We start from the raw sequence: 12,168 nt of genomic DNA on the forward strand, positions 1-12,168 counted from the left end.
CAGCAACCATTCACAACCAAATGGTTTATTTCGGAAGTGGCAACCATAATTTCTATGCATTAAACAAAATTTCAGGTAAAGTAGTTTGGAAATTTAAAACAAATTGAGCCATTCATTCAGATCCATTGATTCATGAAGATATAGTAATCTTCTCCAGTGCAGATGGGAAGGTTTATGCTTTAGACCATCGCAATGGAAAATTACGGTGGAGTTATACGACCAAGGGGGAACAGCAATATGATGCCTGGGATTATTACCTTTCTTCTCCTGTTGTGTCAAAAAATATCGTTTACCTGGGGAGCGGGGATAGCAGTGTCTATGCGCTGGATTTAGCCTCCGGGAAACAGATCTGGTCTTTTAAAACTGGAGGAATTGTCCATGCCAGCCCTGTGATTAAAGATGAAAAAGTATTGATAGGCAGTTATGATGGATTTTTTTATGCATTGAATGCGAAGACTGGTGGACTTATCTGGAAATTCAAAACCGTGGGCGACCTTTATTTTCCAAAAGGAGAAATACAAAGAGCGGCAGTAACAAACGAAAAAGATGTATTTTTTGGAAGCCGGGATTACAACATTTATTCCCTGAACTTAAAAACAGGAACGGGACAGTGGAATAGGAAAGAGCCTGGTAGCTGGATCATTGCGCCTCCCCTTCTTTATCAGGATAAACTTTATGTGGGCACATCAGATACACATCAATTTCACAGTATGGGAACCACCTACGGTGATATAAAATGGACATTACCACTCAATATGAGGGTCTATGCTGCGGCCAGCATGATGAATAATGAACTGGTTTTCGGATGTTTCAATGGCCGAATTTATTTTGTAAATCCGGAATCCGGGAAGGTAAATGCAAGTTTTCAAACTGAGGAAAGCAAAAAAAATTATGCTGCTTTATTTGATGAAAAAGATAAAGTAAGAAAAGACATTGATCCTGATGGAAAAAACTACCTGGAAGTAGAACGAAGAATCCTTGCTTTAGGTGCAATCCTCTCTAGCCCAACAGTAGAAAACGACCAGGTCTATTTTGGCGACTCCAATGGATTTTTCTATGCGATAAAAAGATAAAACCAAAATCAACAAAAACGCCTTACAATCTTATTGACAGAATTGCAAGGCGTTTTATTTGAACAGCAATGAATGCTGAGTTTGTTATCTAAATATTCAGCTAACCATTAAATTACTTAGCATCGTTTAATTTCACCGTAAAATCAAGCACTGAACTTTTTGGTATTGAACCTTGTGCTTCATCCTGATAACCCAGTTTAGAAGGAATCAGTAAACGGATTTCGCCGCCTTTTTGAATTTTAGTGATACCGATCTGCCATCCTGGAATTACACCTCCTAAGGTGAAATTAATCGCTTTTCCACCGCCATTGTCAAAAACATTACCATTCAACAATCTTCCTTCATATTCCGCAGTAATGGCTGTATTGGCATTATAAACTACAGTCCCCTCTCCTTTTTTTATAATCTGGTAAAATAATCCAGACTGATCTTCTACTACATCAGGGATCTTCTGATCCGCAACGAATTTTCTGATGAGCTCTTTATCTTTTGCAAATTGCTTTTCCTGATCAAATTCTTTAGCACAGCCTGCAAAGCATACCACCGCGCAAACCAATAGAAATAAGTGTTTTATCGTTTTCATTGCCACAAATATATCATTTAATTGATTTTTTCAACATGATCCCTTGGTTTTTATTGCTAAGTTTAATGCAGCAGCTCTTCGTCTGGCTGTTGTTATTATTTTTTATAAGCACTCAAATGAAATCATTAACGCAAAGAATCCCTCTGCTTGACCCTTTACTAAAGGGAATAGGGCAAATCATGTTACAAGAAAATGCATGGACTGGTCTGCTGTTTTTAGCAGGCATATTTTGCGGTTCTGTACAAATGGGGGTTGGTGCCCTCCTTGCCACTTTATCCGGTACAGTCACTGCCAAACTTTTAAAGTATAAGGAAGAAGAGATCGCAAGTGGTCTATATGGATTCAGCGCCGCTTTAGTTGGTGTAGCCTTACCTTTTTATTTTCAATCTGTGGCCATCATCTGGATCGCAATTGTGATCGGCGCTATTTTGGCAACCATAATACAACACTTTTTTATCGTAAAAAAGATCCCCGTATTTACCTTTCCTTTCGTGTTCATCACCTGGATTTTACTCTATGTTTTTCATCAGGTATATCCGGTAGCACCTTCTGATGTATTGATGATGGAAACACACCTGAATCAAGATTTCGCTCATGCCTTACGTGGCTTCGGACAAGTAATTTTTCAAGGTAGCACCTTTGCCGGTTTATTGTTTTTTATCGCTGTTTTTATCAGCTCTCCGATCTCAGCACTTTATGCAATGGCTGCAGCTGTGTTTGCAGCTATGATTTCAAAATGCTTATCCCTAAATCCAGAGGAAAGCATTGCTTTGGGACTAGGTAGTTATAATGCGGTATTGTGTGCAATTGTTTTTGCAGGAACTAAAGTAATGGATGGATTTTGGGTATTACTATCAGTCGCATTGGCCTTATTTATCGCATGGCTTATGGGTAAGTATGACTTCACTTTGCTGACCTTCCCTTTTGTGGCGGGAACCTGCCTGACTTTAGTAATTAAAAACATACATACGAACTTCTTCAAAATTGAAACTACAGCCAAAACTGGCGCCAATCAAAGACATTAATAAACAAACAAGCCGGATTGTAAAAGATACAACCCGGCTTGTTAACTGTTTTTAGAACAAACTTATTTTATTTTTCCGGTTTAATCCCTTGTGCTAAAATCGCTGCAGCATCCTGATCTTCATAAGATGCGATTTGTGCATCCAATTCTTTTTTCATTTCAGCAGTGATCTTCTCATAACCTGGCTTACCATACAGATTATTCAGCTCATTAGGATCTTTTTTCAAATCAAAAAGCTCCCAACTGTTTACTCGTTTATAGAAACGGATGAGCTTATATCTGCTGTTTCTGATGCCAAAATGTGGCGACACGCTGTGTTCTCCATTTTCATAATAATGGTAAAACATCACCTTTCTACCTGCTGTTTTTTTATCTCTCAGCTGAGGAAGCATTGATTTCCCCTGGATATCTTTTGGAATAGCAATCCCCGCAGCATCCAACATGGTTGGCGCGATATCCAGATTCATCACAAAATCTTTTGATACAGAACCAGGTTTAATCACCCCAGGATAACGCATCACCATTGGCGTACGGAAAGACTCTTCATAAATAAAACGCTTATCAAACCAACCGTGCTCACCTAAGTAAAAACCTTGATCGGACATGTAAATCACAATGGTGTTTTTTGTCAGACCTTTTTTATCCAGGTAATCCAATGTTCTACCAATATTACGATCTAAAGAAGCTGCTGTACTTAAATAATCACGCATATAGTGCTGGTATTTCCATTCCGTCAGGGCCTTTCCAGATAAATTTCTGGCTTTCAAATCCGCTTCAATAGGTTGATAATACGCATTAAATTTTGCTCTTTGCGCAGCGTTCATTCTTTTCACGGAACCTTCTCTATCTGCTGCGGCCTCAGATCCAAACATCTTCAAATCATAGCCCATGATCATGGTTTTAGCAATGCTCATGTCCTGAACTTTCGCAGCCTCACGGGTCTTATAGTCATCATAGAAATTATGCGGCAAAGGGAAAGTTACTTGATCAAACATCCCCATGTCTGCAGTATCTGGCAGCCATACGCGGTGGGTCGCCTTATGGCCAATCACCAGGCAAAAAGGCTTAGCCTGATCTCGCTGATCCAACCATTCTTCTGCTACATCTTCTACCACATTGGTCACATAGCCATCGTACCTTTTCTTTGTTCCATCCTGCATCAGGAAATCCGGGTTGTAATATTGTCCTTGATCAGGTAATACCTGCCAATGGTCAAATCCTTGGGGGGTACTTTCCAAATGCCATTTCCCAATCCAGGCAGTTTGGTAACCACCACCTTTCAGCTGCTTGATAAAAGAATCCTGACTTCCATCAAATCTGGAATTTTCATTGTCTTTAAAACCATTTTTATGGCTGTATTTACCAGTTAAAATTACCGCACGACTAGGGCCACAGATAGAATTGGTAACATATCCTTTGTCAAAGCGCACCCCTTCTTTCGCAATTCTATCAATAGATGGTGTTTTCATCAGTTTACTGCCATAAGCACCAATGGATTGAAAAGCATGGTCGTCGGAAACAATAATGATGATGTTGGGCTGCTGCTGGGCATAGGTTAAGTGTCCGCAGAGCAATAAAAATAACAGGGAAATTTTCTTCATTTTTTGGTGTTTAGGTTTAAAATTCAGGCGGCCTAACCTACCGCCTGAAAGGTTTTATTTATCCTGGTTTATATTAAAAGTAACCGGGGGAAGGTTAAAGGTAGGATTTACTTTAATAGTAACAACTCTCGCAACACCGCTCGTATTTGCCTTTATGGTTACCGGCAGTTTAAAATCTCCGGAGCCAAACATCCTGGTAATCGTCACCCAATCTGTCTGTGGCGTGGTAATCCACCAACCGTCGGCTCCCGCAGTGATGACAATATTCAGTTTTCCACCCGCAGCAGGAAGGCTACTTACACCAGCTTCCAGTGCTGCCGAAAAAGGCGTAGGCTCAGGCTTTGGCGAAAGATTTTCTTTTTTACAGGAGATTGTCAGGCCAATGGCCATAACAAAAAGCACCAGTTTCAATTTATAATTAAATATTTTCATTTCCTTTTATTTAAATGTGATTACCATCCTGGATTTTGAACCCATTTACCCGCAGTTAATTGAAACATCCTTTGTTGAATGGGTAGTAAATAATCCCTTTCCGGATTAAAAGCTGAGCCATTTGGCAGGATACTTTTGAAGGGATCAATATAACGTTGGGTATCACCAGGGTTGCCATTCAGATATAGATTTACCGATTTACCTGTTGGAGCAGTATCATAATACAAAAGTGAAGCACTATAAAATCCGCCCGCAACATTCTGACTGCTCATGTCACTGCCAACAAAAAGTGTCCCTAACTGGCGTTTTCCGATGAGCAACTCTCCTGCTGCAGCCCAACGCATGATGTCATCTAAGCGCATTCCTTCTGCAGCCAACTCCACTCTCCGCTCTCTTCTTACTGCCTGAATGATATTGCTCAGATTTCTAAAAGGATAAGCCGCATCAGTATTGTATTCTCTAACAAAATCAACAGCAGGCATTCCAGCACGCGTTCTCAATGGATTTAACGCATTGGCAATGGATACCGGATCACCTCCCAATTCGGCAACTGCCTCTGCATAATTTAACAAGACCTCTGCGTAGCGAAAAGTAATTGCAGGGGCAATACTTTTAAAATCATCAGCCACAGCAGCAGCATTGTTATATTCCAAATACTTATACAGCGGATAGCCTGTTGTACTTTTATTAAAGCCGGTTTGATTGACCGGCGGATAAACCGGAACCACCACTCCAGGCTTTAAAGGCTGACCAGGAATGGCTACTGTTTGCCCCAAACGCGGATCTCTCAACACCGGATTTAATTCCTGAGCATATAATTTCTGTGCATTTGCACGTTCAGCACCAAGAAATGGCCTGCCATCACGCGTTAAATAATCATCTACCAGAGATAGGGTTAAGCCCAAATCGGCTCCCCCTGTAGAGGTATATTTACTGACACTATGGGCAATGTTATCATTCGCATTGTATTTCCTCCACAGCAGAATTTCAGGATTGGTAGAGAGGTCTGTCGTAATGAATAAATTCCCATAATCTTCCAAAGGTTTGCCGGTACTATAAACAGACCACTTACCCTTAGTCATCACCGCTGAAGCAGCATCACGTGCTTGCTCAAAATAGTTTTGAATCTTTTCCGTGCTGATATCTTTGGTAAAAAAGGGATCATTTTTAGCCTTATGGTATTTCTGCCAGGTCGCTTCATATAATGCTACCCTCGACTTAAAAGCCAGGGCAACATCTTTATGCAGGCGCATACTGGCACTATTGCTTGCCGTTGGCAATAAGGCAACTGCCTGATCTAAATCAGCCAATACCGAATCGGCAATTACAGTTCTGGATTGTCTGGGTACTTCCATCAGCTCCTGTTCTCCAGGCAATACACGATTCACCCAGGTTACCCCACCGAATTTTTTCAGCATATTAAAATAAATGTATGCTCTAAAAAAACGTGCTTCCCCCAAATACTTATTGTTTTCTACCGCCTGTCCCTTTGCATTTTTAAAGTTCTCAAAGAAATAATTCAGGTTTCTAATGGTGGTATATTCTCCAATTGAAGGTGCATTACCTAAAGTAGTCAGTCCACTGGTGCGATTGTTTACCGAGGAAAAAATCATATTATCTGTTCCTGCATCATTAAAAGCAATCCCTGCAGCGCCAACAGAGCCTGGTTGAGCGGGAAAAGTATTCTGATAAAACTGATTCATGTACATCCTCAACTCATTGGTAGAGGCAAGACTATTGGCGGTACTTAAGGTATCTAATGGTTGAAGATCAAGAAAGTTTTTCTTGCAAGCAGAAAAAACAAACAGCAGGCCTATCACCACACATATATTTAAATTCTTTTTCATTTTCTTATCTTTTTATAGCCCAATATTTACACCCATTGAATACACCTTGCTTAAAGGGTAGATCTTTCCTGGAGCATATCCACCGACAATCGTTTCCGGATCCAGCATTTTTGCCAGTTTAGTAATCGTAAACAGATTCTCGCCAGTTACAAATACATTCACCTTACTTAACTTCAGTCTTTTGATCCATTGCTCAGGTAAAGCGTAGCTGATGGTGGCATTTTTCAACCTGAGGTAAGCGGCATTTTGAATGTATCTATCCACCACCTGTTGTGTCTTACTCGTAAATGAGCCAACAGAACCTGCTGGCGCAGCATAAGGATTAGGATAATAAGCACCTGGATTTTGTGGTGTCCAATAGTCCATGTGTTCTCTAAACACAGTCACCTGTGCTAAAGGACCTGCTCCCCAGAAATAAACATCCCCGGATCCTGGCACGTAATCCCTTTTGCCAATCCCCTGGAATAGCGCAGAAACGGAAATCCCTTTCCATTGGATATACCCATTAAAGGAGTAAGCATACCTCGCTGCAGAATTACCAATAATGGTCATATCTCCAGAATCACCAACTTTATTATTACCATTATTAAGCTTCCCATCCCCATTCAAATCCAGATAGTTTACATCGCCTGGAACCCAGTTTACTGCAGAAAGAAAAGAGTGGTTTAATTTATTAAAAGCCGCAGCTTCTTCCGGAGTCTGAATCAGGCCAGAAGCTCTATATCCCCAAATTTCACCTACTTTTTTTCCTTCGTACCAGGCACTTCCAGGATCACTATTGGTTGGATTCTGATATTTAGTGACCACAGATTTATTATCGGATAACATGGCCGTTAGCGAATATTGAATGCCATTATCCAATTTATCACGCCAGGTTAATGACAACTCCCATCCATTTGTCCTCAGGTTCGCATTGTTGCTTTTTGGCGGAGTACCCCCATACATATCTGCAATATCAAGAGAGGGGCCTAACATATCCTTTGTACTTCTTTGGAAGATATCAATGCTACCACTCAGTCTACTTTTCAGGGCTTCAAAATCCAAACCTATATTTCCATTCTGCACTTTCTCCCAGGTGATACCAGGATTAAATGGTGCCGGTGCATTGATGTAACCTTCTCTGCCATTTTGAAAATACCATGGTCCGCCAGCTCCTGATGGACCAGGAACGGTGATGTTCATGGATTGTGCATAAGAATAAAGACCTGCTCCAGATTGATTCCCCAGGAATCCATAAGATCCGCGAAGCTTAAGCATGCTAATTTGTTCTTTTATAGGCTCCATAAATTTCTCCTGAGCGATGTTATACCCTAGGGAGAAAGAAGGGAAAAATCCCCACCTGCTGTCTGAAGCAAAGCGGGAAGAACCATCGTAACGGCCATTGATCTCTACCAGGTATTTACTTTTGTAATTATAGTTGAACCTGCCAAAAAAACCTTGTGTTCCCCAGTGGTTCCGCACTTCCTGAGTAGTTTGGCTTCCAGTAGCCAGAGAAATACCAGGTCTGTCGGCACTAATTAAATCCTGAACAGAAGATGAAAGCCATTTATATTCATTTAACTCTTGTTGAAAACCCGCCATGACGCTGAAATTATGGTCTTCGTTCAGGGTATAATTGTAAGAACTGTAGATATTTGGTGAAAAGTAATCGGTAGTACCCATGTTACGGGAATATCCACCTAACAATGGAATATTATATTCCGACCTGTTGACAAACTTCGGTGTCCCATCAATTCCGTAAATCAGGCCCGGCAATTTCAGAATATCCTCATTGTTGTTTTTCTTCAGGATATTAAAATCAGCCATAATTTTCCAGTTCTTAACTGGTTCCAATTCTAAACCGGGTAAAATAGCCAGCGTAGTTTCTTTGACCACATCACTGGAACCAGACTGTAGATAAGGAACATTAGACATCTCAGAAAAATTCCCGTTCAAGTCGTAAGGAGAAACATTGGGTCTCATTCTGGCCAGATTATGAAAAAATAAGCCTTCAAAATCTGCGAACGGTGATTTATAATTAGATTGTGTGAATTTGGTATTCAATTTCAGTTTTACCCAACTGGCCAACTGTGAACTGATGCTGGCGTTCAAATTGTACCTGTCGTAATTGATATCCGCATAACGCATGGTACCACCCTCATTATAATAGGCTCCTGAAACAAAAAACTGCGTATTTTTATTTCCACCGGAGGCACTTACATTATGCGACTGGCGCACAGCATAAGGCTTATAATGAAAAGCGAACCAATCGGTATTCGCTACCCCATTTGCTGTATTCTCCCAATTAGAATAATAATTATCATTTGCCTCCGGAAAAATATTCATTCCCTTAGGGTCTTTAATGTACTGTTGCAACAGCGCTAGCTTCTCCTCAGAATACTGTTTACTTCCTGTGGCATTGAATGTTGCACTATTAAAATAAGTAGCAAAGTCATAGGAATTGGCCATCTTAGGCAACAGTAACGGGGAGCTTAAACCAACATTACTGGAATAAGATAAAGTGGTTTTATCGGCCACACCTTTTTTTGTAGTCACCAGAATTACTCCATAAGGAGCTCTAGCGCCATAAATTGCAGAAGCAGCGGCATCTTTCAATACAGAAATAGATTCGATATCATTGGGATTTACATCAGACAAGGACATGGCTAGTCCGTCTACCAAGACAAAAGGACCATCTCCACCACTAATATTTCCAGCCCCCCGGATATTGAGGTTGAAACTTTGACCCGGTTTAGTATTTCCGCCCACTGAAACATTAAGCCCTGGAGCTAATCCCTGCAAACTTTGTGTGGCATTCGCCACGGGTCTATTTTGCAATTCATCTCCCTTCACCACAGATATTGCACCGGTAAGATTCACTTTCTTTTGGGTACCATAGCCCACTACCACCACCTCGCTTAGCTCAGCTAAATCTGCTTGCAATTTCACAGTCAGCTGTTTTTGGCCTTTTAGTGGCACTTCCTGACTGATATAGCCCAGGTAAGAAACCTGTAAGGTTGCATTTTCGTCTACACCTTTCAAAATAAACTGCCCATTGGGATCTGTTACCGTCCCTTGCCCGGTGCCTTTTACCTTTACCGTTGCGCCCGGAACTCCTTGCCCGGTTTCATCCAGTACTTTTCCTTTGACTTCAATCCCGAAGATACCAATCAATTGATTTAGTGATATTGGACTCATCTTTTTATCTTTCACAATCACACTCTGTCCTTCAATGTCATAAACGATCAGCGGTTGATTTTTAAAGCTCTGTCGTAGCGCTTCCTCCAGACTCACCTCTTTAACATTGATGTTTACGGGTTTGGCAAATTTGACTGCATCTGAAACAAATACCAGATCGAAGCCACTCTGTCTGGAAATCTCTTTGAGTACTTTTTTCAAAGAGACATTTTTCTCTGAAAGTGTAATTTTATTTTGAGCAAAACCCGAAGCACTTACTTGTAGTAAACAAGACAATAATAACAGTACTGTAAGCTTCATTGTCAACAATAATTTACGTTTCATACGGCGATAGCCATATGAATTAAAGGTTATAAATTCATACATTTGGTTTAGTTGGTTTTTAATGAACGAGGCATAGCAATGCTGTAACCCTCGTTCCTGGTCATTTGTAATGCGTTCGTGTTTTATGTAATGGATACCTGTAAAAAATTAATTGGCCAGGAGCGGCTTCAACGCTTCTGGTTTTTTTTGTTACAGGCCTTTAGATCGTAAAAATTAAGGCATAACTGTAACCCTCCTTCCTTCAACTTTAAAATTAAATTTATCGGTATTAGAGAGCATTTTTAATACTTCATTCAAAGATTTATGACGGGAAATTCGTCCGCCAATTTCTTTAGGACTAACGTTTCTATCATACACCACATCTACATCATACCATCGTGCGATCTTCCTCATAATCGATCTGATGTCTTCATCCTGAAAAAGGAAATAGCCATCTTTCCAGGCTATGGCTTCCTCGACATCTACAGGAGTGATCTCAAGTTGATTGGCTTTAAAAATGGTTTGCTGGCCTGGCTTAAGGACTGCTGTTACCTCTGAATTATCCAGTTTCACCTTCACAGCACCTTCCAACAAGGTTGTTTTTGTCTGCGATTCATCCCCATAAGCATTGACATTAAAATGCGTTCCCAAAACCATTACCTCCTGCCCGTTAGTACTGACTACAAAAGGCATTTTTTTGTTCTTAGCCACTTCAAAATAGGCCTCTCCAATAAGCTTTACGGTTCTTTTATCTCCGTTAAAAGCTGCGGGATAACTTAAAGAAGAAACTGCATTGAGCCAGACTTTTGTCCCATCAGGGAGATTGATTTGATATTGCCCACCTTTAGGCGTACTAATGTTGTTTAAAGCATCTAGTTTTGACTTCCCTTCATATACCAGCTGCCCGTCCTTAGTTTTCGTGATCGTAATACCATCCTCCTTTGCAATTTCCCCATTTTTAGCCTCGTCCAAAGAAATTACCCGACCATCAGCCAAGGTCAGTGTGGCTTTATTGTTAAATGATTGCTCTTGATGAACAGTTTTCTGCTGAACATCGGAAATGACCTTATCCTGGAAATTATAAAAATAATAGCCCAGGCTTAAAGTAATCAATACCATTGCTGCTACAGCTATTTTTTGCCATAAAAGAGTTGATTTTACGTCCCTTTCTATAACCGGAGGGAGATCTAGTTGATCAGCAAGGAATCCCCATATTTCTTCCAGTTGCAGGTCTTTCTTTTCCTGAGGAAATTCAGGCAATTCCGCTTCCTCATATTTAAGGTACCAGGTTTCCAACAATCCACGCTCCTGAGCTGAGCAGTTTCCTGCCAGATACTTCTTTAATAAATCGGCTACCTCTTCTTTTTGCATAAGTGATCAAGAATTTTCTCCTTTATACCATGACAGTTAAAGGGTACCCTAACAGGTAGATCATGAGAAAATATTTTTTGCTTGCTACAGGAAATAGAAAAGTACGCCCAATCTAAGTCTTAGGGTTTTCAGGGCATTACTAATTTGTTTAGAGACCGTCTGAGGCGATATACCCAATTGTTTCGCAATCTCTTCATGGGAAAAATGTCCATCTCTGCTCAATAGGAATACTTCCCTCATTTTGGCTGGCAAAGCCTCAATCTCCTGACGAATAATTTTGGCGAATTCTTTTTCCCTAATCGCCAGATCAGTGATATAATTATCCTCATTGATAAAAGTATGCAGGGAACTAATATACTTAGAAGCTACTTGCTGACGGGATAAATGGTTAAAAACACGATTTCTCGCTGCAGAAAACAGATACCCAGGAAGATTATCCGTGATTGGCAACTCTGATTTTTGATCCCATAGCTTCACGAATAGATCCTGTAATACATCCTTAACCAACTCCAAGTCGCCCAGTTTTTTATACAAATGATTTTGAAGTAAGTTTTTGTGACGATTATAAATCTCAGTGTAGGCGTATTTATCACCTACTCTGAGCAGGCTGGTCAATTCCTGATCACTGAGTATTTTATATTGCAACATTTCATTTAGGTCCCCGGAACGAAATTATAAAAATAAAGGATAGTTTTATAATACTTTATCTTTCAGCCGCATGGCAGCCACAACAACTACCTCCCCAGGTATTACAATT

The 12,168-nt window shown here is 40.4% G+C and carries 9 protein-coding genes; 2 read left to right on the forward strand and 7 right to left on the reverse strand.

Going from position 1 to position 12,168, the window contains the following annotated elements:
- Positions 1 to 125: 125 nt before the first annotated feature.
- A complete protein-coding gene (locus GM920_RS10070) occupies positions 126 to 1,073 on the forward strand; it encodes an outer membrane protein assembly factor BamB family protein (protein ID WP_182956531.1) in 948 nt (315 codons plus the stop codon).
- Between the two features lie 112 nt (positions 1,074 to 1,185).
- Here GM920_RS10070 and GM920_RS10075 read toward each other — a convergent pair whose 3' ends face one another.
- The gene (locus GM920_RS10075; protein ID WP_182956533.1) at positions 1,186 to 1,656 is read right to left on the reverse strand and encodes an FKBP-type peptidyl-prolyl cis-trans isomerase; all 471 of its coding nucleotides are present in this window, start codon (positions 1,654 to 1,656) and stop codon (positions 1,186 to 1,188) included.
- A 116-nt stretch (positions 1,657 to 1,772) separates the two neighbouring features.
- On the opposite strand from GM920_RS10075, the gene GM920_RS10080 reads away from it, so the two are divergent.
- A complete protein-coding gene (locus tag GM920_RS10080) occupies positions 1,773 to 2,681 on the forward strand; it encodes an urea transporter (protein WP_182956536.1) in 909 nt (302 codons plus the stop codon).
- Between the two features lie 67 nt (positions 2,682 to 2,748).
- Here GM920_RS10080 and GM920_RS10085 read toward each other — a convergent pair whose 3' ends face one another.
- The 6 genes from GM920_RS10085 to GM920_RS10110 form a co-directional block, all read right to left on the reverse strand.
- Positions 2,749 to 4,281 carry a sulfatase family protein gene (locus tag GM920_RS10085; protein WP_182956538.1) on the reverse strand — a complete coding sequence of 511 codons (1,533 nt, stop codon included), beginning with the start codon at positions 4,279 to 4,281 and terminating at the stop codon, positions 2,749 to 2,751.
- A gap of 54 nt (positions 4,282 to 4,335) precedes the next feature.
- Positions 4,336 to 4,713 (reverse strand): BACON domain-containing protein, encoded by a 378-nt coding sequence (locus GM920_RS10090; RefSeq protein WP_182956541.1) that lies wholly within the window; start codon positions 4,711 to 4,713, stop codon positions 4,336 to 4,338.
- A 20-nt stretch (positions 4,714 to 4,733) separates the two neighbouring features.
- Complete coding sequence (locus tag GM920_RS10095) at positions 4,734 to 6,560, reverse strand: RagB/SusD family nutrient uptake outer membrane protein (RefSeq protein WP_182956543.1); 1,827 nt, start codon at positions 6,558 to 6,560, stop codon at positions 4,734 to 4,736.
- 12 nt (positions 6,561 to 6,572) lie between these two features.
- The gene (locus GM920_RS10100) at positions 6,573 to 10,037 is read right to left on the reverse strand and encodes a SusC/RagA family TonB-linked outer membrane protein (protein ID WP_202986078.1); all 3,465 of its coding nucleotides are present in this window, start codon (positions 10,035 to 10,037) and stop codon (positions 6,573 to 6,575) included.
- Positions 10,038 to 10,274: 237 nt separating this feature from the next.
- Entirely contained in the window at positions 10,275 to 11,411 is a 1,137-nt protein-coding gene (locus GM920_RS10105; RefSeq protein WP_182956549.1) for a FecR family protein, read from the reverse strand.
- Positions 11,412 to 11,495: 84 nt separating this feature from the next.
- The gene (locus tag GM920_RS10110; protein WP_182956552.1) at positions 11,496 to 12,059 is read right to left on the reverse strand and encodes an RNA polymerase sigma factor; all 564 of its coding nucleotides are present in this window, start codon (positions 12,057 to 12,059) and stop codon (positions 11,496 to 11,498) included.
- Between the last annotated feature and the right edge of the window lie 109 nt (positions 12,060 to 12,168).

Source organism: Pedobacter gandavensis, assembly GCF_014172405.1.
GTDB classification, from domain to species: domain Bacteria; phylum Bacteroidota; class Bacteroidia; order Sphingobacteriales; family Sphingobacteriaceae; genus Pedobacter; species Pedobacter gandavensis.